Annotated in this window: 24 protein-coding genes and 1 pseudogene; 7 read left to right on the top strand and 18 right to left on the bottom strand. The window is 65.2% G+C overall.

What is annotated here, in order from left to right; all coding sequences use genetic code 11:
• From EZM81_RS16905 to EZM81_RS16835, 15 genes and pseudogenes are all read right to left on the bottom strand, one after another.
• Nucleotides 1-1,137: pseudogene (locus tag EZM81_RS16905) on the bottom strand (ParB N-terminal domain-containing protein); the annotation flags it as partial.
• Between the two features lie 405 nt (nt 1,138-1,542).
• Nucleotides 1,543-1,989 carry a DUF6362 family protein gene (locus EZM81_RS16900; protein WP_136646555.1) on the bottom strand — a complete coding sequence of 149 codons (447 nt, stop codon included), beginning with the start codon at nt 1,987-1,989 and terminating at the stop codon, nt 1,543-1,545.
• A complete protein-coding gene (locus EZM81_RS16895) occupies nt 1,982-2,176 on the bottom strand; it encodes a hypothetical protein (protein WP_169052402.1) in 195 nt (64 codons plus the stop codon). Before EZM81_RS16895 ends, EZM81_RS16900 begins: the two co-directional genes overlap by 8 nt.
• A 5-nt stretch (nt 2,177-2,181) precedes the next feature.
• Nucleotides 2,182-2,700 carry a hypothetical protein gene (locus tag EZM81_RS16890; protein WP_136646553.1) on the bottom strand — a complete coding sequence of 173 codons (519 nt, stop codon included), beginning with the start codon at nt 2,698-2,700 and terminating at the stop codon, nt 2,182-2,184.
• Nucleotides 2,701-2,756: 56 nt separating this feature from the next.
• Entirely contained in the window at nt 2,757-5,681 is a 2,925-nt protein-coding gene (locus EZM81_RS16885) for a toprim domain-containing protein (RefSeq protein ID WP_136646552.1), read from the bottom strand.
• Nucleotides 5,674-6,957, bottom strand: coding sequence for an ATP-dependent RecD-like DNA helicase (locus EZM81_RS16880; protein ID WP_136646551.1), 1,284 nt, complete (start codon nt 6,955-6,957; stop codon nt 5,674-5,676). The genes EZM81_RS16885 and EZM81_RS16880 overlap by 8 nt, the downstream gene beginning before the upstream one ends.
• Entirely contained in the window at nt 6,954-7,739 is a 786-nt protein-coding gene (locus EZM81_RS16875) for a PD-(D/E)XK nuclease family protein (protein WP_136646550.1), read from the bottom strand. The genes EZM81_RS16880 and EZM81_RS16875 overlap by 4 nt, the downstream gene beginning before the upstream one ends.
• The gene (locus tag EZM81_RS16870) at nt 7,739-7,939 is read right to left on the bottom strand and encodes a DUF6511 domain-containing protein (protein WP_248298263.1); all 201 of its coding nucleotides are present in this window, start codon (nt 7,937-7,939) and stop codon (nt 7,739-7,741) included. Before EZM81_RS16870 ends, EZM81_RS16875 begins: the two co-directional genes overlap by 1 nt.
• Before the next feature lie 140 nt (nt 7,940-8,079).
• Complete coding sequence (locus EZM81_RS16865) at nt 8,080-8,313, bottom strand: hypothetical protein (RefSeq protein ID WP_136646548.1); 234 nt, start codon at nt 8,311-8,313, stop codon at nt 8,080-8,082.
• Entirely contained in the window at nt 8,310-9,032 is a 723-nt protein-coding gene (locus tag EZM81_RS16860) for a hypothetical protein (RefSeq protein ID WP_136646547.1), read from the bottom strand. The genes EZM81_RS16865 and EZM81_RS16860 overlap by 4 nt, the downstream gene beginning before the upstream one ends.
• Nucleotides 9,033-9,036: 4 nt before the next feature.
• Complete coding sequence (locus EZM81_RS16855) at nt 9,037-9,891, bottom strand: ATP-binding protein (protein WP_136646546.1); 855 nt, start codon at nt 9,889-9,891, stop codon at nt 9,037-9,039.
• Entirely contained in the window at nt 9,888-10,376 is a 489-nt protein-coding gene (locus EZM81_RS16850) for a hypothetical protein (protein WP_136646545.1), read from the bottom strand. The genes EZM81_RS16855 and EZM81_RS16850 overlap by 4 nt, the downstream gene beginning before the upstream one ends.
• A 36-nt stretch (nt 10,377-10,412) precedes the next feature.
• Entirely contained in the window at nt 10,413-10,763 is a 351-nt protein-coding gene (locus EZM81_RS16845; protein ID WP_136646544.1) for a hypothetical protein, read from the bottom strand.
• The gene (locus tag EZM81_RS18585) at nt 10,763-11,011 is read right to left on the bottom strand and encodes an AlpA family transcriptional regulator (RefSeq protein ID WP_248298262.1); all 249 of its coding nucleotides are present in this window, start codon (nt 11,009-11,011) and stop codon (nt 10,763-10,765) included. The genes EZM81_RS16845 and EZM81_RS18585 overlap by 1 nt, the downstream gene beginning before the upstream one ends.
• A gap of 215 nt (nt 11,012-11,226) precedes the next feature.
• Nucleotides 11,227-11,910, bottom strand: a complete 684-nt coding sequence (locus EZM81_RS16835) for a hypothetical protein (protein ID WP_136646543.1) — start codon at nt 11,908-11,910, stop codon at nt 11,227-11,229.
• A 116-nt stretch (nt 11,911-12,026) separates the two neighbouring features.
• Between EZM81_RS16835 and EZM81_RS16830 the strand changes: the two genes are divergently transcribed.
• From EZM81_RS16830 to EZM81_RS16805, 5 genes are all read left to right on the top strand, one after another.
• The gene (locus EZM81_RS16830; RefSeq protein WP_136646542.1) at nt 12,027-12,704 is read left to right on the top strand and encodes a S24 family peptidase; all 678 of its coding nucleotides are present in this window, start codon (nt 12,027-12,029) and stop codon (nt 12,702-12,704) included.
• A 2-nt stretch (nt 12,705-12,706) separates the two neighbouring features.
• Nucleotides 12,707-14,053 carry a hypothetical protein gene (locus EZM81_RS16825; protein WP_136646541.1) on the top strand — a complete coding sequence of 449 codons (1,347 nt, stop codon included), beginning with the start codon at nt 12,707-12,709 and terminating at the stop codon, nt 14,051-14,053.
• Between the two features lie 315 nt (nt 14,054-14,368).
• A complete protein-coding gene (locus tag EZM81_RS16815) occupies nt 14,369-14,824 on the top strand; it encodes a DUF2924 domain-containing protein (RefSeq protein ID WP_136646539.1) in 456 nt (151 codons plus the stop codon).
• On the top strand, nt 14,821-16,128 hold the full coding sequence (locus EZM81_RS16810) for a recombinase family protein (protein ID WP_136646538.1): 1,308 nt from the start codon (nt 14,821-14,823) through the stop codon (nt 16,126-16,128). Before EZM81_RS16815 ends, EZM81_RS16810 begins: the two co-directional genes overlap by 4 nt.
• On the top strand, nt 16,125-16,529 hold the full coding sequence (locus EZM81_RS16805) for a hypothetical protein (protein WP_136646537.1): 405 nt from the start codon (nt 16,125-16,127) through the stop codon (nt 16,527-16,529). The genes EZM81_RS16810 and EZM81_RS16805 overlap by 4 nt, the downstream gene beginning before the upstream one ends.
• Nucleotides 16,530-16,553: 24 nt before the next feature.
• Here the strand turns inward: EZM81_RS16805 and EZM81_RS16800 are convergent, their stop codons facing one another.
• Nucleotides 16,554-17,525, bottom strand: coding sequence for a hypothetical protein (locus EZM81_RS16800; RefSeq protein ID WP_136646536.1), 972 nt, complete (start codon nt 17,523-17,525; stop codon nt 16,554-16,556).
• A gap of 121 nt (nt 17,526-17,646) precedes the next feature.
• Here EZM81_RS16800 and EZM81_RS16795 point away from each other — a divergent pair, with 121 nt between their 5' ends.
• Together EZM81_RS16795 and EZM81_RS16790 are read left to right on the top strand one after the other, a co-directional pair.
• Entirely contained in the window at nt 17,647-20,952 is a 3,306-nt protein-coding gene (locus EZM81_RS16795) for a site-specific DNA-methyltransferase (protein WP_136646535.1), read from the top strand.
• Between the two features lie 4 nt (nt 20,953-20,956).
• Complete coding sequence (locus EZM81_RS16790; protein WP_136646534.1) at nt 20,957-23,749, top strand: BPTD_3080 family restriction endonuclease; 2,793 nt, start codon at nt 20,957-20,959, stop codon at nt 23,747-23,749.
• Between the two features lie 46 nt (nt 23,750-23,795).
• Here EZM81_RS16790 and EZM81_RS16785 read toward each other — a convergent pair whose 3' ends face one another.
• Together EZM81_RS16785 and EZM81_RS16780 are read right to left on the bottom strand one after the other, a co-directional pair.
• A complete protein-coding gene (locus tag EZM81_RS16785; RefSeq protein WP_136646533.1) occupies nt 23,796-24,182 on the bottom strand; it encodes a hypothetical protein in 387 nt (128 codons plus the stop codon).
• Nucleotides 24,179-24,442 carry a DUF6429 family protein gene (locus tag EZM81_RS16780; protein ID WP_136646532.1) on the bottom strand — a complete coding sequence of 88 codons (264 nt, stop codon included), beginning with the start codon at nt 24,440-24,442 and terminating at the stop codon, nt 24,179-24,181. Before EZM81_RS16780 ends, EZM81_RS16785 begins: the two co-directional genes overlap by 4 nt.
• Between the last annotated feature and the right edge of the window lie 383 nt (nt 24,443-24,825).

Raw genomic sequence — 24,825 nt, 5'->3', positions numbered from 1 at the left:
GGGCGACGTGCTGGCGCATCGGGATCCCGAAGGCGTCAAGCGGCTTGGGCGTCGGGTGGTCGGGCCGGTCGTCCTTGGCGAAACTCGGCAGCGCCCATGTCGACGGCAGGGTTTCCTCCGCGACCTTGGGCGGGCGGTTCGGGCGGCGCCAGCCCATGAAGCAGGGCTCGTGCTTCCAGAGGTAGTGCGACCGGGTGAGCACCCCGCGGTCCTTCACCCAGATGATCTGCTGGTGGACAAAGGCACCTGCCTTTTCCCAGCAGGCCTCAAGCATCGCCTGGCGGCGGGAGGCGTGCCAGCAGTACCAGGCCGCATTTTCGGCGATGGCTTCCGCTACGGCAGCCGCGATGAAGCCGTCGTAAAGCTCGGCCCCCTGCGAACTGTCATCCCAGGTCGTGCCGTAGGACGCCGACCAATCCTTGTTCCGTGTTGGATGGTTTGAGCCGTCATAGTCGACCAGGTAAGGCGGGTCGGTCGCAAACAGGATGGCCCGCTCACCATTCATCAGACGGCGCACGTCGGCCGCGCTGGTGCTGTCGCCGCACAGCAGCCGGTGATCGCCAAGGATCCATAGATCGCCGGTGCGCGAGGCCGGATTCCGCGGCGGTTCGGGAATGGTCACCGGCGGCACCGAGCCCCCGGCGCCACCTACTTCANGGGAATGGTCACCGGCGGCACCGAGCCCCCGGCGCCACCTACTTCACCGTCCCCCTCCGGCACGAAGGCCAGCAGCTTGTCCAACTCGCCGTCGGAGAAGCCGACCAGCGACAGGTCGAAATCCTCGGCCAACAGGTCGTTCAGTTCCGCCGACAGCAGCGCCTCATCCCAGGTGCCGAGTTCGGTCAGCTTGTTGTCCGCGATCCGGTACGCCCGCCGCTGCGCCTCGGTGAGGTGACCCAGAACGATCACCGGCGCCTCGATCAGCCCGAGATGGGTTGCGGCCAGCACGCGCCCGTGCCCCGCGATCAGTTCGCCATCCTCCGCCACTAGGCAGGGCACGGTCCAGCCGAACTCGGCCATGCTGGCGGCGATCTTCGCCACCTGGTCCGGTCCATGCGCCTTCGCATTGCGGGCGTAGGGCTGCAGGCGCGACAGCGGCCACATCTCGATCCGCTCGGGGGCGAAGCTCAGCGTCATGGTCGGGAGTTTTCCGATGTGATGGTGGATGCTGGCCGGATTCCGGACACCGGTTGCCGCACTGGACTCCACGCGGGGTCCAGCGGCGTCCGGGGTGTCCAGCCCAAGGGCCAGCATTTATTGGGATTTGCGCGGGTTCAGGTGGATCCGGCTTCCGGGTGGCTTCCCAAAAATCCGGCCCTGTCGCTGGCGATGTCCCGCGCTTCGCCCGCCAGCATACGAATATCGCCAGGAAGGAACCAAGATATCAGTGGGTTAGCGGGACGGACCCCGACTGGTCCCCTCTCTGGACCCCGGAAGCCAGCGGCGCGGCCTCTGCCTGCGCGCTCCACTCCCGAGTATATCCCTTTTCTAGCCTCCCGCTCGGAAACTGTAAGGCCCTGCGATGTACACCGGAAAATTCGGTCAAAGGACGATTGTCCTTGACAGCCGGTTTGCGTTCTCGATCACGAACTGCTGCGACCGCCGGGACGACGGCACGCGGCCGTTCAGCCGCCAGGTGATCACCGCCAGCCCGTACTGCCAGCGTTTGGTCGCGGCCGTGCGCGACAGGCCGAACTGCCAGCAGATCGGCTTCCACGCCATGCCGTCGGCGCGGGCCCAGACCAGCCGCGCGTCCTCCACCTCCAGCCAGCGCAACCAGAGCATCGCTTCCTCGGCTTGCGTGATCTGGCGCGGGCTGGGCCTCGGCCGCCGCATCCGCGGTTCCTGCCCGACCTGATCGGCGAAGGTGTGGAAGTATTCGGGCCAGGCGTTGAAGAAGCCCTGCGGCCGCACCCCGGGCATCTGGCGCATCACGCCTGCGGCCAGTTCCAGCCGGTCCTGCACCTGCGTTGTCGTCCAGTCAGCCATGACGCACCTCCGGTTCGCGTTTGCCGTAAAGCTTCTCGCCCAGTTGCCGGACCAGCTCGCGCTCCGGCCAGGTGAGACGGTGATCGTCGAGGGCAACAGCGAGCAGGCCCTGTTCCCGCCAGCCGTCGCGCTTGACCTCGTCCGGGGCACGACGGGTGCCGCCGTAACCCTTGGGCGTGAAGCGCATGCCCTTCATTGCACGCCTCCCCGGGTCTCGAGCGCCCAGAACAGGATGGCGATGGCATCCGCCTCGTTGTCATCGGCGGGGCTGAACCCGCGCGCCCGGGCTGCTGCCATCATCGCGGCCTTGTCCGCATTGCCCTTGCCGGTGGCATGGCGCTTGATGGTGCCGACCGGCACACCCTGATAGGCAATGCCCGCCGTTTCCGCCCATGCGGTCAACGTGGCGAGCAGCCCGCCATAGACATGCGCAGCATCGGTGCCGACGTGGCGGCGCACCTCTTCGAAGTGGATGGCCGTGATCGGGCCCGCATCCAGCCCAAGCTGGTCGAGCCAGCCCCGGAACCGCAGGTAGCGCATGCCGCCGCCGTCATAGCGGCTGGGCCGGAACGAGACCGTGCCGCTGGCGATCAGGCCGTCACGCGCCTGCAGGGCCCAGCCTGTGGTGGTGCCGAGGTCGAGCGCGAGGACAACGGGCATCGCCGGGGGCGGTGCCATGATGGTGGTGGGGATCAGGGACATGTGGGCCATGAAGGGCTCCTTTCGGTTGGGCTGCACGACAGGTCTGGTGGCAGGGTTTGCGGGGCTCATGGATCGAGCTCCCGCAGCCAGTCGGGGATCGGGGAACGTCGGGAACCTCGCTCAGGAGGTTCCCCCGGAGGTTCCCCGGCATAACCCTCTGTTTTCACGGGGTTTGGGGAACCTCGGGAACCTGGGGAACCTTTTCCGGCATCTTCTTTCACATGTCCGTGCGTGCGCGTGTGCGTAGGGGTTGAAAAAGGTTCCCCAGGTTCCCCAGGTTCCCCTTTGCGCGTGATATCAACGGCTTGGGTCGGGGAACCTCTGGAAGTGAGGTTCCCCTCCGAGGCCCGAGGTTCCCCAACCTCAGGTTGCGCTGGCCACGAGCGGACCGGACGGTCGGCGTAGAGTTCGAGCTTCCAGCGGGTCGCCTTGTGCTCGATCCCGGCCTTGACGATCCGCACTTGACGCGTGCCAAGCTGGAACACCCTGTCGCGCATCTTCTTGATCGCGATGCCGAAGCCCGTCTTCTGGGCCCGGTCGTTGGCGCCGGAGATGGGCGGGGCCGGATCGCAGAAGCTTGCCACGTCGAAGAGATCGGCCGTGCCGACGTCGGCGGTCCCGAACCGGTCCCACCAGGCTGCGATGAAGGCGCTCCAGCCCGCGCCTTCGCTGTCGGAGGCGTCCATCATCTCGTCGAGATTGCCGAGAAAGCCGGGAATGCCTGCGACGTCGAGCACCCCGCCCACGACATGCGCCCAGTTCTCGAAGGAGCCGATGCTGCGCGCCCCGCGGGGTCTTCCAGCTGCGATCCAGGCCTGGCAAAGGGTCAGGCAGGCCGCGACCAGCCGGGGTCGGTTCGCGCGCACCCATGTCATGAGGTCGGGGTGGCGGAACCCGGTGCGCTGCCAGGGGCGCTCCTCGAGCGGGTCGAGCCGGATGCGGACCAATCGCCGCGCCATCTCGTTCGAGAATTCGGGGTTGTTGCCGGTGGCGATCCAGAGGCAACGGATCGGGAAGCGCGCCATTTCCGAGGCGCCGAGGATGCGATCCTCCCAGAAGGGCGCGGTCAGCGCGGCGGCCACGGCCGAACTGTCGAGCTTGGCGCGCAGGTTGTCTATCAGCACGAGGCTCGGGATCTGGCGCAGCTTTGCGGTAACGCGCTTGCGCCATTCGTCGTCGTCGCGCCCTTCGGTCATGACGCTCGCGCCCGTCCCGGTCAGGATGGTGGCCAGCGCGTCCACCATCAGCGTGGCCCCGGAACCGGGGGTAGGCTTCTCGATCAGGTGCAGCGGCGTCGGCCCGTCGATCATGCCGCGCAGGAAGCCGAGCAGAACCAGCGCGACCGCGTGCGCCATTTCGGCGGGGCCGACGAAGGGGAAGTCGCCCAGCAGATCCTCGCAGAGCAGGCTGCGCGCGGCAGCGACCTCGGAGGCGGTTGGCGCGGACGGGATGGCGGGCACCGTGAAGCCCGGCGCCGGGGCATAGAGGAGCCGCGCATCGGGGTGGTAGCCGGGCGTCGTGATGAGCGTGCCGCCGCGGCCGAAGACGGGCGTGTTGACGATGCCCACCAGGACCGGCAGCGCGGGGTCGGGCGTCGCAAGGACGGACTTCACCACCGCGACCGGTGGTGCTGCTGGGACAAGTTCGCCCTTGCCGTTCATGCGCTTCCAGTTCGCCAGCCGTGCCAGCATGTGGCGCAGCCGTTCCTCGGTGATCAACGCAGCGGTCGGGCGCCCCTCGTCGTCGGGCACCACCCAGGTGGGCTGTCCAGCGAAACGGAACACCCAAGGCGTCCGGTTCGATACCATGAGAAGGCTCCAGACCCTTTCGACCGACCGGGCAAGATCGCCATCGTCGGCGCGCAGCGTCGGCACGGCGTCGCCGCTGCCCTGATAGTTGACCGGCCGGTGCTGCCCGATCTGCGCGACAGGTTCGGCAGTGGCACGACTGTCTGCGGCAGCGATCACTGCCGCCACTGCCTCGGGCCCGTCTCGCAACAATAGGTCGTTGAAATCCTGACCTTCCTCGGGCGGCAGTGCGATGGCCACTTCGCGGCCCTGTCCGCGCAGACGTCGGGCTGCAGCCTCGGCGGCCCGCAAACCGGCCCCGGATGCATCGTTGTCGGCGAGGATCAGGACGCTTCGGACGGACGGCGGAAGGTCGATCTGTTCGAGGCCGGACGTCGACAGGGTTGCCCAGACCGGCAGGCCAGGACAGGCGGTCATCACGGCAAGCCCGGTCTCGATGCCTTCCGACAGGGCAAGCCGGTCGGCGTCGCCAAGGGGCGCCAGCCGGACAGCGCCGCCAGCTACACGCCCGAGCATCTTCTTCGCCTTGTCGAGCGGTGCCTTGGTGACCGCCCCATCCTGGACCGTGAGATAGCTGCGATGGAGGCCGATCACCGTGCCATCGAGGTCGCGGACCTGGCCGAGCATCGCCGGATATCCGGTCCGCGTCTCCCAATGGGTGAGGTCGGGGTGAAACAGCAGATCTGCAGCTTCGGAAACGGCAAGGCCGCGTCCCGTCAGATACTGCGCGACCGGAGAACCCCCGATCGGCCTCGCGCCCGACAGGATATGCGCGATCTCGAGCGCGGGATCGCGCTTCGCCGGTGGCGGCGAAGGTGGCGCACGCCGTTCCGGAGCGCCCGGCGCCACACCGGCAAGTGCAGCGGCCTCAGCGATCAGCGCGCGCCCGTCCAGTCCGGTCGCTTCCTCGATGGCGCTGAGCGGCCCGCCCCCCTGATTGCCGTCGAAGTCGATCCAGTCTCCGGCATGGGGCCCGCGCAGTGCGATGACGCAGGAGCCGGTATTGCGCGGCGCGGCGCCCCGGATGTTGGCAAGCCGCCACTCGTCGCCGGCCTTGCGCCCGCGCGGAAACAGGCGGGGAACCCAAGTCTCGGCGGTTTCGCGCAGTCGCACCACAACAAGGTCGATGTCGTAGCGGGGGTGCTCGTTGCCGAGGGGATGGACGTCGTTGAGGTCAAGCAAGGATCACCAGACCCTTCTCGGCCCGCGTGATGGCGGTGTAGAGCCAGCGGTTGCGGTCGGCGGCGCTGCGTCCGAAGCCGTCGTCGAAGACGATGACGTTTTCCCACTGCGAGCCCTGCGCCTTGTGGCAGGTGATCGCGTAGCCCCAGCTCGACTCGATCAACCCGCGCCGGATCTGCCATTCGCGCCGTCCGCGCTCGGGGTCGAAGGCGATGTGATCGGCGTATTCGCCGCGCCAGAAGCTCTGCCTCCCGCCGATTGCGGTCCCGTCCTCGGTCTCGACCATGGCGCTGAAGGCATAGGCGTCGTGCGCGTCCGGTCGCACCTCGGTCAGGGTCAGGAACATGCCGTTGATCAGCCCGAGATCGTGCCGGTTCCTCAGGCAGATGATCTTCTCGCCCGATCCGGTGGGGAAATCGCCGCCAAACCCGGCCGCGCGTTTCATGGCGGTGTTCAGCCAGCGCCGCATCGCATTGGTGCCGCAGATCACCTGGCCGCCCTTCAGCATCTGCGCGGGGCCGACTTCGTGGCGCGACATCTTCCAGACATGGGCATCGTGCGCGCCAGGTGGGATCGGGACCCCCTCGCGGGCGAGCGTCGCGAGGCGCAGGATCGCGCTGTCGCCCGCCTGCCGGTGCACCTCGGTCAGCATCACGTCCGGTGTGGCTTCGGTGAAGAATCCCTCGCCCTTGATCGGCGGCAGCTGGCCGGGATCGCCCAGCACCAGGATCGGCTTGCCGAAGGCCATGAGATCGCGGGCCATGTCCTCGCCCACCATCGACACCTCGTCGAGCACGAGGAGGTCCGCGTCCCGCAGGATCGACTGGTCGTTGATGAGGAACCGGGGCTGGTGGATGTCTTCGAGCCGGAGTTCCAGCTGCGCGATCCGGGTCATCGCGAAGCCGCGTTCGGCCGGGCCCATTCGCGGCAGGTCGCGCCGCAGCGTCGCCAGATCGTCCGTGACCCGCGCGATCTCCTCGGGCGTTGCCTCGGACACCCGGTAGATCAGGCTGTGGATCGTTTGCGCGGGTGTACCCTTGCGCGACATCACCAGCGCGGCCTTGCCGGTGAAGGCCGCGAAGATCACGCCCCCAAGGCCTCCGGGGGTCATGGGTTCAAGGCCGAGAGCCTCCATCGCCACGGCGGTGATCGTGGTCTTGCCGGTTCCGGCATAGCCGAACAGCCGGAAAATCTGCTGGTCGTGCCGCTGCGTCTCGTACCAGTCGCGGATGGCGGCGATGGCGCGGCCCTGAGTGTCCGAGAGGGTGACGGTCACGTCCGGTCCTCCCAGCAGCGGATGGAGAAGGGACAGAACCGGCAGAGGAAGAAATCCGGGCTGCTCGCGATCCGGGGCAGGAGGTCGCCCGCATCGGCGGCACGCAGAACGTTCACCGCCTTGTCCGACAGCGCCTGCGCGGCGGCCGGATCGAACGGCACCAGTTCGTGGTGGATGTCGCAGGTGTCCTTGTTCAGCGCGGTGAAGAGCACCGACCCGAGGCCCATGTAGGCCATGTAGATCTGCATCTGGCCGAAGTAGACGGGCTTCGAAAGCTGCACGCCCTTCTTCACGGTGTCCGTCCAGGACGAGGCCTTCAGCGCCTTGTGTTCCCAGAGCACGGGCCAGGCGACGCCGACGTCGGGCCCGGCGACGATGACGCCGTCGACATGGCCGCGAATGCGCCCGCCCGCCGTCTCGAAACCGAACTGGCCGCCGGCTGGGGTCTGCGTCCGCAGGTCGAACCCGGCCTGCCTGAGCCAGCGGATTGCCAGATCCTCGAAGACATGGCCTGCCGCGAAGATGCGCAGGGTCCGGCCGTCGAAATCCTTGCCGGGGTCAGGTGGGGTGCGGCGAACCTCGTAGACCAGCCGCCGCGCGCAGGGTTCGCCGATGCGGCTGGCGCCGAGATAGTCGCGTGGACGCTGCCCGTCCCGGTCGGCGATCAGTGCGGCATCGATATGGGCGTTGACCCGCGCTGCGAGGGGCTCGGGGGCCGAGGTGTCGCGGCCATAGACGCAGCCCGACCCGTGATTGAAGTCCACCAGCGTCCGCACCCCCATCAGAACGGCACGTCGCCGGCATCGGACTGGCGCTGCATCGCCGCCTGAAACCCGTCGACGCAGGCCTCGATCACGCGGTCGATGTCGGTGGCGGGACGGTCGAAGAAGGGCTCCATCAGTCCCATGTCCGACAGCGCTTCGGCGAGCATCCGGCGCGCCTCGCGGATGGCGCGGATTTCCATGTCGGTCTTGTCGATCATGCCGTGGTTCCTTTTGGCATTGGCCGAGCCCGCCATCAGGCAAGCCATCGAGCAGAAGCGGTAATGAGGGTGGCGATACCAGCGCAGTCCGTGGCAGTAACCGAAGCCCCGCGACTGTCGCCCGCAGAGCGCGCAGGGCTTCATCCCATCAGGAGGAGGTCCAGCGCGCCCCGCTCGTCCGGGTCCGGGGCGGCGGTCCGGCGTTCGGACGCCAGCACGATGAACCGGCTGATGGCGTTCGATGCCATGCACTCCAGATCGCGGCGGGTCAGGCTGGCGATGGGACGCTCGAGCCGCCCCCGCGCCTCGAGCCAGCGCCCCATCGCGAGGGCCGCTTCGGTGGTCACATGCGACTGCCATTCGTCGGCCGTCACGGGTTCAGCCAGGCCGGGCCGCTGCCGGGACGCGCGGCGGGCGGGGATTGGGGGGCGGGCGCAGCGGTGGATGTCGCACCCCAGGCAGGGGCCGCGGGTGCGGCGGCCTGCGGCTGGCCCCAGGCCGGGAGGGTGGGTTGCCCGGCCGTCGTGGCGGCGGGCCGGGATCTGGCAGTCGGCTGCGCGGGCACTGCCTCGCCAGCCATGACCCGTTTCCATTCGGGTGCCGTGGGCAGCACGACGTGATCGAGCTTGTTGGCGTCCTTATAGGCCGGGTTCCGGCTGGGCTCGACCTGGATCTTGGCGACAAAGCTGATCCCGTCGAGATCGGCCAGCCCGCGCAATACGCGCCTGGCCTTCGCGGCCTCGCTCATGTCCTCGGGGTTCAGACCGAGCGCGCTGTCGATCATTGCCCGGAAGGTCGACTTGGAAATCTTCCAGCCGATCGACTGGCCGGCATCGTCCAGCTTGCCGCCCTGCACCGTGAACATCTGCCAGAACTTGCGCCGCGCGAAGGGACCCTCGGCCACCGTGAACTCCGCATCGAGCATCAAGACGTCGCTTCCCGGCTGGTTCGACGACTTGAGCAGGCCCCGGTCCACATCGCCGGTCCCATCGGTGCCGCCCTTGCGCAGCGTCATCACCACCTTGGCGAAAGTGCCGTCGGGGATCAGGTCGCCCGCCTGCTGCGGTTCCACGTCGTTCATGTCGAAGGTCATGTCGTCATCCTTTCCGGGTCTGGTTGATCTTGGAGAGAAGCGCGCCGAGGTCTGGCGGCTCGGTCATGTCGAGGCGGCCGCTGCGGTCCTTGGCGGGCAGGCCGAACGGATTGCCGGACTGGCAGACGAGGCGACGGGCGCTGCCCTTGTCGGGGTCGTGCCGCCAGGTCTGCGAGGCATCGGGACCGGCGCCGGGTTCCGGGCTGAAGAGGCTCATCGTCAGCACCTGATCGACGATGCCGGGCAGTTCACGCGCGACCTTTCCGCCGTCCATTTGCGGCTGCCAGGTCACCCGGTTCATGTCGTCGACGACCTTCTCGAGAATGCCGACGAAGATGACCGTGCGGCCGGGCGCGTGCTGAAGGTGCTTGAGCAGCCCGATCACCTCGCGGGCCAGAAGGCCGTAGGCTCCGCGCGTGTCCGGTTTTCCCGTCCGCTCAGACAGCGCCTCGGGACGGGTCTTGGCCCATGCCATCGCCTGGCGGGTCAGATCGGTGATGCTGTCGACGAAGATGATGCGCTTGCTGTCGATCCGCTCTGCCAGTTCGGGGTGCATGCGGCGCAGATGGGCGTGATGCGCCTCCGAGAAATGTTCCTCGGGCTGGGCGGCCGGATTGGCGCCGCCGATGAGGCAGGCGATGTCCACCGCATCGGAAAAGCGGCGGATCGGGATACTGTCGCCCGGCCAGTCCTGGACCGACTTCAGCCCCGCCTCGAGGTCGATGCACAGCGTCTCTGCCGGTGGCAGTGTGGTCAGCAGCGTGGTCTTGCCCGCGCCGCTCGGCCCGAAGAGGGCGATGGTCGTCTTGCCTTGCGCCTCGCGCAGCCGGGTCTCGGCAGAGATGATGCGCAGGCTCATTGACCGCCCTCCTGCGGGACGATCTCGACCTTCAGCGCGCCGGTGCGGACCATGCGCGCGGGCACGAAGCCCTTGCGGATCGCCTCGGGCCAGGCGGCGTACTTGCGCTCGGGAACCTTGTAGGCGATCTCGACATACTCGGCGGGGTCGTCCCCGGCGGCACGGATGCGCTCGACCATCGCGGCAAGCCGGTCCTGGTCCCAATCGACCCGCTTCGGCAGGTCGACGACGATGGTGAAATCCCCCTCGTCGAAGCGCACGGTGCCGGTGTCCTTGGCCTGTGCCTGACGGACTTCCGCGGCCCTGGCGGCAAAGCGCACCTCCAGCGCGCCGTCGAGCCGGGCCTTCGCGGCCTTGTCGCGCCTCAGGCGTTCATCGACATCGCGCTGCAGGATGGCCAGCAGTTCCACCGGCAGAAGGGCGATGTCCTGCGGGCCGAGGCCCGGCAGATCGTCGACGGTGGGGGTATTCGCAGGAAAGGACATGGGCGGTTCTCCGGAAATGTCAGGAAACGGGCGGGGTCAGGCGGCCAGCCGTTCGGCAAGCAAAAGGGCCGACAGCGAGACGGCGGCGGCCTTGGGCCTGGGGCGGGCGACGGCGATGTAGGCGAACTGGTCGGGTCCGGTGCGTTCCTGCACCAGATGGACGAGACCCCGTTCGAACGCGCCCAGTGCCGCAAGTCCAAGATCGGCAAGCTGGCGGCGATCAGGCTCGGGCAGCGTCGAGATCTTCGCTGTGACGTCGATCCCGAGGAAGCCGCGGTGGTATTCGATCCGCTCGCCGGCCTCGGCCTGTGCAATCCAGGCGCAGAGTTCGATGTCGCTGAGGCGCGGCCTCGCCAGGCGGGCGCCAGTCGGGGTCTGGATTGCCATCAGCATACCCGCGCCGCCCTCGTCGGGTCAGCGGTCAGCCGACGGGGCGCATGTCCGATGCGCTCGACAGCCTCGACGATCTTCAAGGCGCGCTGAAGCTGGGTCTGTTCGAAGGCTTCGATGTCGGCGAGCCGGTAAAGCACGCGTCCGCCGAGTTTGAGGAAGGCCGGGCCCTGGTCGCAGTAGCGCCACCGTTCCAGCGTCCGATGGGAGATCCCCCAACGCCGGGCCAGCTCCTTCTGGTTCAAGCAATGCCTTTGCAGCATCGGTGTCTCCTCTCGTTGTCGAGGAGACCATGCGAAATTCCGCTGTGGGATGTCGTCGGGATCGGCGGGGGATACGGAAGGGGATCAGTTGGCCCTTGCAAGACGGGTGCTTGGCCGCAGACGGGGTGCCGTCATCCCCCGCCATCCCTCACCCATCCCCCTCCCGATCCCACGGAAGGCCGGAGGGAGGGGATCGTTCAGTCGAGATTCAGGCGATACCCGCCCCGGAGGTCGGACCGGATCAGGTTCCGCCAGTCCTTCTGCGACTTGAAGACGTCGGCCATGCGAAGGCTCTTCGAACCGGCGCGGGAGAGGATCGCCTTGCCGTTCTGCCATGGCGAGCCCCCCTGCGCCGCCGTGTGCAAGGCGCGCACGACTTCCGCCTGGATCGGGCCAAGCTTGAACCGGCATCCCTTGCACCGAACCTCGAGATAATCGGCCGAGTGGATGAAGGTCGGCTCTTCCATCGGCTGGCCGCCGGATGCGAACCTTGTCTCGATCTCGAAACGGTCGCGTTCCTCGCGCCTTAGCACAAGATCGCCGATCATGACGAGGATGGGCTGCGCATCGCCCCAGGTCTCTGCGTAGCCCGCGTTCGGGGCGCGAAAGCTCTCCAGATGGATCTGGCCGCAGCGGAACAGCTGGAACACATCGCGGGCGTGAAGGTCGAGCAGGCCGCTGAAGTAGCTCTGCTCCCAAGGCACCCTGAATGGCTCGCCTCGAGCGTCTTCCTCGATGTCGCCGAACTCCATCGGAACGCCGAACACGCGCACCGAGAGGCGCAGCTTGTCGTTCTCCGCCAAGTAGATCAGGTCCGTTTCCGTGATCTGCCAGCGCTCGAGGATCTCCGGGAGCGTGAAGTACGACTTGTCGATGCGCATTTGCTACTCCCCACCCCGATTCCCGTGCAAGATGTTTACCTTATGTTCTTATTCGCTTGACGGGTTCCAATCAATCCGATTTTATCCTATTTCATCCACAGACGGTTGGGGATGACATGACCGGGCACCACACTCTTTCCGACCGCCTCAGGGCTCGAGCCAACCAGCTTGGCATAACTCCGGCCCATGTTGCCGAGATGGCGGGCGTGAACCGGTCGTTCGTCTACGACATCCTGCGCGGGCGCTCGACCCGTCCTGGGATCGACAAGCTTGCCGAAGTCGCGCGTGTCCTCAAGGTCGACCGTGACTGGCTGATCCACGGGCTGGGCGATGTCGAGGGCACGTCACCCTTCATCGAAAACCCGGACGAAACCTTCGTCTCGATCGCCCACGCCAGCCCGCGGCCTTCTATGGGCGGCGGGGCTGTGGTGGAGGATCACGACGACAGCGCCGGCCGCGCCTATCACTTCCGCCGCTCGTGGATCCGCAGCAGCCTGAAGGCCAGCCCGTCGCAGTTGCGCATCATGCATGTCGAAGGGGACAGCATGGCGCCGACGCTGCTCGACGGCGACACGGTTCTTGTCGACATGACGCGTCGCGCCCCGAACCCGCCAGGCATCTTCGTTCTCGACGACGGGATGGGGCTCGTGGCCAAGCGGCTCGAGCACATTGCCAACAGCGACCCGCCCGCCGTGCGCGTGATCTCCGACAACAAGCACTATCCGGAATACGAAAGAACGGCCGACGAGATCCATATCGTTGGCCGAATCCGCTGGTTCGCGCGGGAGATCTAGTTTTGTCGGCAGATACGGAGCTGGACGATCTTCTCGAGTTGGCGGGCGCCCGGTTTAGGGATGCCATGCGGGGCGTCGACATCGATGCGTTCTTTTCGAAGCGCGGCGTCCCTTTAGCGGAAGGCAACAGCAAGAAGACGGTTGCTCAGAACACGCTCGCCAGTCTTCCACGAACGAGGGCGTTGGAGTTGGTTCTCGAGTTTGCGCGCGAACAGCGGGATATCGGCCTTCAGGACAGGGTGTACGTCCTGCAGGACAAAGACCAGCCGGAAATCTCGGTAATCACGCGTGACCGGGTGGCCGATCGCCTTGGTGCCGGGCTTCATGGGCAAGGGATTCGTCCGGATGTGATCGAGGGGTTGTTCGATCTGAGTTCTCCGGCCGACTTCTTCTATGGCCCCACCCTGATCGACGAACTCAGGCAACATGCCACCGGCACTGCCCCAGCGTGGAAGGCGAAGGAAGTCTTCGTCGTGATCGGGGCAAACACATGTCCTTCGAGACGGTTCGCGCAGCTGATCGAGACCGCCCTGGATCCCCGGTTTCGTGACGCCGACGACCAGGCCGCGCTGGCAGTGGATTTGACCCGCATCCTGCAACTCGATGGCTATGAGGTTGCTCAGACGGGAGAGGTGTCGGGCCGCGCAACCTTCTCGGTACGCCCTGTCCGCCGCGGCGTCGAGGGGCGGCCGAAGAACCTGATCTTCGCTTCGATCGGCCCGAAGCCGAGGCTCGGGTTTTCAGATGCGATCGACAACGAAATCATCGTCCTAGAGCATGCCGACAGTTGCCTTGTTTACGAGCGCCCCATCGGCAACGGACTGGCATGGCTCGAACTGGTCCGTTGGTGGCAGGAACATGAAGAAATCGTCGATCTTGCCGAGGCACGCACCAGCCTCGGCCGACGTCTTCTTGCATCGCTTGACGAGGGCCCCGAGCAGGAGTTCTTCAAGGCGTATTTCCGCAATTTCACAGAACGACTGGGTGACAGGCTGCCGGCGCTGATCCCACAGGTTTACCTGCATTACGATCCGGAGATCGCGAGCCGCCTCGCGGACAGACGTGTTCTGTTCCGGCAGCGGATGGACTTCCTGATGTTGCTTCCGGGCCGCCAGAGGATCATCCTCGAGATTGACGGAAAGCATCACTATGCGAACGGCGATCACGCAGATCCTGGCCAGTATGCTGCAATGGTTGCCGCCGATCGCAACTTGCGCCTGCGCGGGTACGAGGTGTTTCGGTTCGGGGGCTCTGAATTCACCAGCCCGAACGGATCGGTGCAGGAAGCCGCGGACAAGCTCGTAAAGGCATTCTTCGAACAGTTGTTCGCCGTCCACCGGATCGGATAGCGCTTCCCAAGAACACCGCACGGTTGCGCAGAAGTCCCGTAAGCATCTGAAAGCAATTGTTTTCGGAAGTCGGGCGGATAGCGTCATCCCCATGCAAATTCCGCCGAAACACTCGGGGCTGGGCCCCAACCCATTGCCTCCCGCCCAGATGACCGCTGCCGAACGTCGCACCGAACTGTGCGCCTTGCTCGCTCTCGGGCTGGTCCGGCTTATGAAGCGCGAGCGGAGCGAACCTTATGAAGATACTGGAGAAATTCGCCTACACTATCCTTCCGACCGATGCCGTCATGCAACCCCCAACCCAACGGAGACCGCATGACGACGCACGACCCCATCCCCGCGCGCCTAGCCGCGCTGAAGACCGCCCCGACACCAGACCTGAAGAAGCAGTGGCGCGACCTGTTCGACAGCGAGCCGCCGCCCTTCAACCGGCGCTACCTTGAATCCCGCCTGGCCTATCGCATCCAGGAACTCGCCTATGGCGGGCTGAAACCGGAAACCATCCGGCGCCTGGAACGGCTGGGCGAGGAACTGGACGGCGGCGACAAGAAGAAGCGCAGCATCCGCGCCGACCGCGACCGTCCCATCACCGGCACCCGGCTACTGCGCGAATGGCAGGGCGTCGAGTACGTCGTGACCGTCACCGCCGACGGTTTCGAGTGGCAGGGACGGCCGTACAAGTCGCTGTCCGCCATCGCACGCGCCATCACTGGCACGCGGTGGAACGGCTGGGTCTTCTTCGGCCTCAAGAACCACAGGGGGCGGACATGACCAAGCCCGTCGTCCGCAAGCTCCGCTGCGCGGTCTACACCCGAAAATCCTCCGAGGAAGGACTGGAGCAGGAGTTCAACAGCCTCCACGCCCAGCGCGAGGCCTGCGAGGCATTCATCGCCAGCCAGCGGTCCGAGGGCTGGGTGCTCGTCCGCGATCAGTATGACGACGGCGGCATCTCGGGTGGCACGTTGGAACGCCCCGGCCTGAAGCGGTTGATGGCCGACATCGAGGACGGGCTGGTCGACGTGGTGGTGGTCTACAAGATCGACCGCCTCAGCCGCTCGCTCGCCGACTTCGCCAAGCTGGTCGAGGTGTTCGACCGGAACGGCGTGACCTTCGTCTCGGTCACACAGTCGTTCAACACCACCACGTCCATGGGGCGGTTGACGCTGAACATTTTGCTCTCGTTCGCCCAGTTCGAGCGCGAGGTCACGGCTGAACGCATCCGCGACAAGGTTGCCGCCAGTCGGAAGAAAGGGATGTGGATGGGCGGCGTGCCGCCCTTCGGCTACCGTGTCGAGAACCGGAAGCTGCTGGTGGATGAGGAATGCGCCGCGCATGTGCGCTGGATTTTCGCGCGCTTCCTCGAGATCGGGTCCTGCACGGTGCTGGCCCGCGATGTCAGCGCGCGTGGCCTCGGCACGCCGCGCGGCAACCGGATCGACAAGAAGTACCTCTATCGGATGCTTTCGAACCGGGCCTACCTCGGCGAGGCGGTCCACAAGGGCGAGAGCTATCCCGGCGAACACGACGCGATCATCGACCGCGAGACTTGGGGCCGGGTCCACGCCATACTGCAGGAGAGCCCGCGCAAGCGCGCCGCGCGAACCCGGGCCGAGACGCCCGCGCTGCTGAAGGGGCTGCTGTTCGGGCCGGATGGCGCGGCATTCTCACCGACCCACACCAGCAAGAGCGGGCGGTTGTACCGCTACTACGTCAGCCAGACCGTGCTGAAACACGGCGCTGGGTCATGCCCCGTGGGTCGTGTCCCTGCAGGAGAGATCGAGTCGACGGTCATCAGCCAACTGCGCAAGGTATTCCGCCAGCCCGAGATCGTCGCGGGGACATGGAAGGCAGCGCGCGCGCAGGATGGCGGGATTACTGAGGCCGACGCCCGCGAGGCGCTGATCCGGCTCGATCCTCTGTGGGACGAACTGTTCCCCGCCGAGCAGGCGCGCATCGTGGCGCTGCTGGTCGAGCGGGTGGACATCGGCACCGAAAGCCTGAACGTCCGCCTACGCATGGAGGGGCTGGCGGCACTGGCGCGCGAAATGGCTACCGACATTGGAGCAGCAGCATGACCCGCGACACGCCGATCCCTGACACCATCACTATCCATGTCCCGTTCCGCGTCGTCAAGCGCGGCGGAAGGAAGGAGATGGTGCTGCCGGAGGGCGCCGCTCAAGCGCGAAAGCCGGACAACACGCTGGTCAAAGCGCTGGCGCGCGCGTTCCGCTGGAAGGGGATTCTGGAGTCGGGCGAGTTCGCGTCGATTTCCGAACTGGCCGAGCGAGAGGGCATCGCCTTCACCTATATGGCGCGGCTGATGCGCCTTTCTTTGCTGGACCCGGAAATCGTGGATGCCATCATGGATGGGCATCAGCCTGAAGGCATTATGCTCGCAAACCTGATGGATCCCTTCCCGCTGGACTGGAAAGAACAGCGGATTCAATTGCTGAAGCGTGAGAGGAGTGAGGCCTGAAATCAGCCTCCGTCGCTTTTGCGCTTATGCCCAGATGTCGCTGGCTCGGGTCGTGAAAGCCTTCTTGACGTCGACATCTGCGACGAATTCTGACCATAGATCCTTGCCCAGCTTACGACGCGCGAAGGCGCCAGCCATCGACAGAAACGCCTTAAGGACGGCGTGCATGTCGTCCACGTATCCGGAAAGGATCGTTTCCGTGCCAGAGCCGTATGCGAGAAAAAGCGCCTCACGATAGTTGGCCTTACCGCGGTAGCGGGCTGCCTGGTGAACAAACCCCATGGGCTTCCGTTCGAGCCATTCGTCACGCAACGTCCTCGCGGCTTTCGAACGGAAGCTGTCGACTCCCAAATCCTTGTAAGCGCGGTTGCCCTTCAAATCCTCTTCCGTCTTCCAAGCATACCACTTCGCAGAGCCCGACAGATATCCGGCAGCAGCGCCCAGCGCGTCGTCCTTCGTCACAGGGCGGGTCTGGAGCTTTCCGACGCTGCCTTTCCGCAGTGCATCGACCTCCGGCTTGTAGGTCTTCTCGACCAGACTGCTGACCCGCCAACTGAACGGCGCCATGGCGAGACCGCGACTTGCGATCTGCTCGTCCCACAGCCGCGCCGTTCCCGCATGATCCTCCTGGAAAGACCCTGATTGCGCGGCGGTCATTGCGCTCGCGGCGTTGGCAATGCCGTAGTACCAGGCCAGCACACCGACCCGCGCGTAATCGGCAGCGGTCGTTCCGCCTCGGAACTGCTCGAGGGCGGAAAGATGGTGGAGCCCAAGGAACAGCTGCTCGAGCACGGTGTTCTCGACGCGGACCTCCATCTGCCGCTTGGCAGCCTTCTGGTAGAACGCAGTCGCCGACGCGAAATCGATCCCCTCGTTCTCCGCAAGGATTCGCAAGGCATGCATCCAGTTGACCGTCGATGGCAGCGCGAATTGCGGATCCGGCTTGCCGTCCGGCTCGTTGATGGTGCCCTGTTTGATGATGCGGTCGTACAGCATGAATACTCGATCCAAAGAAGGGCGATGTCCGGCGCAAGCAGCGGAATCGGGCGTGCAAAACCCAGACTCGCGCGATAGTCTTCGGGAAAACAAGCCCTTTTCGTGAGTGCCCGTCCCAGCCATGTCCGACAGTCTGACCGACCTGATCCTTTCCCTGACGCCGGAAGACGGCTCCTCCATCGGCAACGGTGCGATGATGGCGCTGCTGCGCGAGCGAGTGCCGGGCCTGACTGATGACGACTACGCCGCCGCGCGCGATGCGTTGGTCAATGACGGGCTTCTCGCCCGTGGGCGTGGGCGGGGCGGGTCGATCATGCGGGTGGTCGATCCTGTCGAGGATGAGGACGAAGGCGAGGACGCCGGGGACGAGGATACGGATGACGACGACGGCTTCGAACTGACCCCGACCGACGAACCGGCGCCGCGCAGGCCGCGGGCCAAGGCCGGCAAGAAGGCCGCGCGCAGGCCGGACGGGCCGGTGCAGGTGCTGTCCTACCGCCATGGCGAGACGCGGGTGAACAACCCCGAGGTGGGCATGGTCCATGCCGGCACCGATCCGGATGGCGACAAGACGGTCTGGGCCTATGACCCGCATCTGGACCCGGTGCTGAACTTCGACTCGGCACGCGCGGGGATCGAACGGCTGATCGACGCGGCACTTGCCTCGGGCGATCCCGAGCGGATGAAGGACGCGCTGCAGGAGCTGAAGCGGCTGCAGGCGCCCTATCTCAACTGGACAGGCAAGGCGGAACGGACTGCCGTCGCGGTCGATACCGTCTCGCTCCATGTCCATGAACGGGTGGACCCGGCGACGATCCTTGCCAAGGCGGCGAAGCGGCTGAAGGGCAAGGAGCCTGCCACGCAATGGCGGCAACCCGACCTGTTCGCGGCGCCGTTCGAGAACCTGCCGCTGCGCCAGGCGCTGGATTTTTACCACCACGAAAAGGGCTGGTCGAACCGGCTGGTGGCGGGCGACAGCCTTCTGGTGATGAACTCGCTGCTGACCAAGGAGAGCATGGGCGGCCGCGTGCAGATGATCTACATCGACCCGCCCTATGGCATCAAATACGGGTCGAACTTCCAGCCCTTCACGAACAAGCGCGACGTGAAGGACCGCGCGGACGAGGACCTGACCCAGGAACCCGAGATGATCAAGGCGTTCCGGGACACCTGGGAACTCGGCATCCATTCATACCTCACCTATCTGCGCGACCGGCTGATCCTGGCGCGGGAACTTCTGACCGAGAGCGGGTCGGTGTTCGTGCAGATTTCGGATGAGAACCTTCATCACATTCGGGAATTGATGGACGAGGTATTCGGCCCTCAAAATCTTGTCAGCGTAATCACGTTTAAGAAAACAACCGGCGCCGGCAGCCCGACAGGGGGGACGAACGTCCTTGCTGCGACCAACGACTATATCGTTTGGTATGCAAAGGACATTCAGCGCGTCAAGTACCGACAACTTTACCTGACGCGTAGCGGTGAAGGGTGGGTGAATTACAACTATGTTCGCGATGAAAATGGTGAGTATCGCCGCATGTCCAAGTCCGAAGATCAGGATTGGAGCGCATTGCCAAAGGGCGCGACTGTCTATAGGCGCGACAATCTGACTTCTACATCATCTTCAGGGGAGGCCGCTAACCCATTCGATTTCCTGGGCCAGAGCTTTTCCCCCTTTCCTGGTGGTTGGAAAACGTCTTTGGCGACTGGCATGCCGCGTTTGTCGCGCTCTCAACGCATGGAAGCCTACGGAAAAACGCTTGCTTATCGCCGGTTAGCTACAGACTTTCCTTGGTTCAAGATCACCAATCTCTGGGACGACACGGTTACGGGTGGCTTTGCTGAAAGTCGCTACTACGTCGTTCAAACAGGGGCCAAGGTCATCGAACGCTGTCTCCTGATGACCACCGATCCCGGCGATCTGGTGCTCGATCCCACCTGCGGCTCGGGCACCACCGCCTTCGTCGCCGAGAAATGGGGGCGGCGCTGGATCACCTGCGACACCTCGCGCGTGGCGATCACGCTGGCCAAGCAGCGGCTGATGACGGCGAGCTTCGACTACTACGCGCTCCGCTATCCGCACGAGGGGCTGAAGGGCGGCTTCGACTATGAAACGGTGCCGCATATCACGCTGAAGAGCATCGCCAACAACCCCGACATCGACACGATCTGGGACGAGGATCACCCGAAGATCGCGGCGGCGCTGGCCGCGCTCAACGCCGCGCTCAGGGGTGCGCCCGTCCGCCACCGTTCGCCCCAGGGGGGCCGCAAGGGGCAGTGGATCGACTTCGCCGCCCCCGACAGCGCCACCGTCACCCTGCCTGCCGGGCAGACGGTGCCGGTCAACGCGCTTCTGGAATGGGAGGTGCCCTTCGACTGGCCCGCGGATTGGCCCGAGGCCGCCCGCACCGCCTTCGATGCCTTCCACGCCGCCCGCCAGGCAATGCAGCGCCGCATGGACCGGTCCATCGCCGACCATGCCGAGCAGGAAACGCTCTACGACAAGCCGCGCATCGACCGCTCCAAGCTGCGCATCTGCGGGCCCTTCTCGGTCGAGGCCGTGCCGGCGCCGACCGTCCTGTCGCTGGACGAGAGCATCCCGCCGAAGGAGGCCGACGAGACCGTCGCCCGTTCCGGCGAGACCTCGCGCCAGGCGCTCTGGCGCGACGAGTTGCTCAAGACCGGCGTGCGTGGCAAGGGCGGCAGTATCATCCGCTTCGCCGAATTCGAGACGCTGCCGGGGCTGCGCTACCTCCATGCCAGCGGGTCGCTCGCCGAGACGGGCGAGCGCGTCGTCGTCAGCTTCGGCCCCGAACACGCGGCGCTGGAGCAGCGGCAGGTGGAACTGGCGCTGACCGAGGCCGAGACCCTGCGCCCATCTCCGAAATTCGTCCTGTTCTGCGCCTTCACCTTCGACCCGGAGGCCGCGAAGGACATCGACGAGGTGAACTGGCCCGGCGTGACCCTGCTCAAGGCGCAGATGAACACCGACCTCCTGACCGAGGATCTGAAGAAGAGGCGCGCCTCGAACCAGTCCTTCTGGCTGATGGGCCAACCGGACGTGGAGCTGCGCAAGCGCAAGGATGGATTGTGGGAAGTCGAGGTCAACGGCTTCGACTATTTCGATCCGCGCAAGGGCGATCTGGTCTCGGGCGGCAAGAAGCAGATCGCGATGTGGTCGCTGGATACCGACTACGACAACCGATCCCTGATGCCGCATCAGGTGTTCTTCCCGATGGCGGATGCCAAGGGCGGCTGGAACCGCCTGCGCAAGACCGTGCGCGCGGAGCTGGACGAGGACCTGCTGGAGCAGTTCCACGGCACCGTCTCGCTGCCCTTCGCGGCGGGCGAGAACCGGCGCATCGCGGTCAAGATCGTGGACGACCGCGGGATCGAGTCGCTCAAGATCATGCCACTGGAGGGATAAGCCCATGTCCCTCATCATCAATTCGCCCTTCGTCTGCCCGGCGCAGCACTGGGTCGAGGGCAAGGGTGGCAAGCTGGAGATCAAGCCCGAGCGGCGGCCGGCGAGCTACGAGGTCTTCGATGCGCGCAACAACACCAAGCGCACCGAGGTGCTGGACCTGGTGAATACGATCCGCGCCCGCGTGGATCGGTGGCGCGCGGACGGCTGGCCCGGCGTGACAATCGTCACCCGCAAGCTGCTGGAGCATTGGCACGACCGCGAGGCGCGACAGCGCCCGTTCTACTTCTGCCAGCTCGAGGCCATCGAGACGCTGATCTGGTGGGTCGAAGGCGCAGAGGCCTACAAGCAGGGCATCGCGATCCCCGGCGATGGCGGTGACTGGGAGCGGCTCTGCAACAAGATGGCGACGGGCGCAGGCAAGACCACGGTGATGGCGATGATCATCACCTGGCAGGTGCTGAATGCGCTGACCTATCCGAAGCGGAACAAGGATTTCAGCCGCGCCGTGTTCATCGTGGCGCCCGGCCTGACCGTAAAGGAACGGCTGCAGGTGCTGCTGCCCAGCGAGGGCAGCTACTACGACGAGTTCAACCTGTGCCCGTCCGAGGCCCTGCGCCAGAAGCTGAACCAGGCGGAGGTGCTGATCGAGAACTGGCACACGCTCATGCCGCTGAAGGAAGCGGAGCGATCCGTGGTGAAGAAGGGTCGCGAATCCGACGAGGCCTTCACGCGGCGCGTGCTGGGCAAGCTGGCGGCGCACAAGGACATCATCGTCATCAACGACGAGGCGCACCACGCCTACCGCAAGCCGCCCGAGGTGAAGATCAGCAAGAAGCATGCCGAAGAGCATGGCATCGACCTGGATGAAGCGACGCGCTGGATCGAGGGCCTAGACCGCATCCACAAGACCCGGCGCATCCAGCGCTGTTTCGACCTGTCGGCGACGCCCTTCGCGCCGACAGGCAAGAAGAGCACCGACACGGCGCTGTTTGACTGGATCATCTCGGATTTCGGCCTGAACGACGCGATCGAGGCCGGGCTGGTCAAGACGCCACGCGTCGTTGTCCGCGACGATGCGGTTCCGGATGCCAAGACGCTGCGTTCGAAGCTCTACCACATCTACCGCGACCCGACCGTTTCCGAAGACCTGAACCGCAAGGCCGAAGCGCATGAGGCGCTGCCAAAGCTGGTCCAGGACGCCTACACGCTGCTCGGCGCGGACTGGCGGGAAACCCGGGCGCAATGGCAGGAGGCCGGGCATCATTCCCCGCCGGTCATACTGACAGTCTGCAACCGCACTGAAACCGCAGCCCGCATCGAGACGTATTTCAACAAGGGCGATGCGCATTGGCCCGAATTGAACGCACCGACCCGAACGCTCCGTGTCGATTCCAAGGTGCTTGAGAAGGCTGAAATCGGCGAGACCGCCACCTCCGACAAGGATTACGAGGCGCGGCTGAAGGCAATCATCGACGCTGCGACTATCCCCGAGACCCGCCGCCAGCAGTTCCGCGCCCTGAAGAAGGAAGAACTGCTGCGTGAGATCGTAGACAATGTCGGAAAGCGGGGTGCGGCCGGACAGGATCTGCAGAACGTCATATCAGTCGCGATGCTGTCGGAGGGATGGGACGCCAAGAACGTCACGCACATCATGGGCCTCCGGGCCTTCACGTCCCAGCTGCTCTGCGAACAGGTCGTCGGGCGAGGATTGCGACGGGTTTCCTATGACACGGACGAGAATGGCCTGTTCCTGCCCGAATACGTCAACGTGTTCGGTGTGCCGCTTTCCATCTCGGAAACAGGCGAAGGCGGGGAAGCTCCGCCGCCTCCCAAGCCGACCACCCAGATCGAAGTCCTGCCCGAGCGGGCTCATCTCGAACTTCGCTGGCCGAACGTGCTGCGGGTTGAAACGGTCGTGAGACCGCAACTGGCCATGGACTGGGGCAAGGTAACGCCGCTCGTACTCGATCCGGCCAGCACGCCTATCAGCGCGGAACTGGCTCCTGCGCTCGGCGGCGCGACGGACATGGGCAAGGTGACCGCCATCGACCTCGAGAAGCTGCCAGACGGCTTTCGTCTCCAACGTCTCGTCTTTCAGGCAGCGCGTAAGGCCTTCGCCGAACTCAGCCACGGCTTTTCGGGTAGCCACGAGTATCTCGCGGCGCAGCTGGTCAGGATCGTCGAGGTGTTCCTCAACTCCGACCGCCTCGACATCCCTTCGCTGTTCCATTCCGACCCGCTTCGGCGGCGGATTCTGATCGCACTCAACATCGACCTTGTCGTTCAGCATGTGCTGAGCAACGTGACTGAGCAGAACACGGAGCGCCTGACGCCGGTGTTCGACGAGGAGAACCCGATCGGCGCCACCGGCCAGATGCGAACCTGGTACACCACCAAGCCGTGCTTTCCGACCATCAAGTCGCATATCAGCCACCTGGTCGGGGATTCGTCCTGGGAGGGACATGCAGCGAACATCTTCGAGAAGCGCGAAGACGTCATCGCCTATGCCAAGAACGATCATCTCGGTTTTCAGATCTATTACATGTGGGCCGGTTCACGACGCCGGTATGTTCCGGATTTCCTCGTGCGCCTTGCCAGCGGCACCATTCTGGCGCTTGAGATCAAGGGCACCGACAGCCCCCAGAACAAGGCCAAGCGGGACGCGTTGAACGAGTGGGTAATGGCGGTCAACGCGGCGGGCGGCTTCGGCCACTGGTCATGGGATGTCGCGTTCAAGCCCGCGGAAATTCAGGACATTGTCACGAAGCACTCAGCCGTTGTGGAACCCGTTGCATAATGGGGTCCGGCGACCAACCGTCGATGCCTGACCTGACCGCAAATGGCTATCTCGGCTGTTTGGCTTCCCCGCGGGAGATGGTCGCAAGGAATGCCTCATCCAGCTTCGGTTCGTCCCATTGTTCGGCGACGGTCAGCCAGCGGTCGAGGTGGTCGCGGAACCCCGAATCGTCAGCCTTGAGGTGAAAGGTGTAGAGCCGGTCGACGATCTGCCGCATCAGCCTTCGCATCTGGTCGTCGTCGAGATGTGAAGCATCAGGCCATGGAATCTGGCGGCCGTCGGCGTCGGTGATGAACACGTCCGAATAGTCGCCCGTGTGGGAGACCGGGACGGTCCCCGAGTGCAATTCCTCGATCCCCGTGTTGCGCACACAGATCATCGCCATCAGTTTCGCGAGCCGGGCGGCGATGCGATCCTCGTCGGCCGGTTTCATGGTTGGGACCTCTTTGGATCGACCGACCGCTTCACGAACAACTTGGCTAGAGCCACCTCCGCTCGCGCCAGTCCATCTTCTGTCAGGTCGAGCGATTTCGCCTTGCCGATGGGATCGTGGATCAGCCCCTTGGCGTGCAGCCGGTCGGTGATCGACCAGTCGATCCCTTTCCAGACGCGATTGCCGTCATGCAGCGTCAGGCTGAGGATCGCCAGCGCCGCGTCGTCGAGCTTGTCGGTGTCGAGGTCCGGTTTCGCCATTTATTGCCTCCTTCACCGAAAGGATGCCGTCGTTCCCGAAAATTCTCAATGGCGGTATGGATTTGCGCGGCTGGAGGGGGAAGGAACGGGTTAGATTTCTGTTCCTTTCCACAAACGCCACTGGCATCGAAGTGTTCAGGTGGCGCGAGGAACTGACCCTATATTTTCAAATGGTTACGGGCTCTACACCGAATTCGCACAGTCGAGAGGTTCAGAGAATATCGGGGGCAAGAGAGCGTGTTCGGCCGCTGTGGTGAGGACGCCAGTGCTCAGCCCCTCCCGCTTAACCCTCGAAAATAACGGAAAAATCCGGCCCCAGCCAGATGGGGAGAACCTTTTCGCAGGAGCAAGTGGCGGAGGGCATGGGCCTGACGTCGGACCTT

The organism is Tabrizicola sp. YIM 78059, assembly GCF_004959785.1.
Classification (GTDB): domain Bacteria; phylum Pseudomonadota; class Alphaproteobacteria; order Rhodobacterales; family Rhodobacteraceae; genus Tabrizicola; species Tabrizicola caldifontis.
Note: the sequence above shows the minus strand (reverse complement) of the source record. Positions and strands in the feature narration are given on the sequence as shown.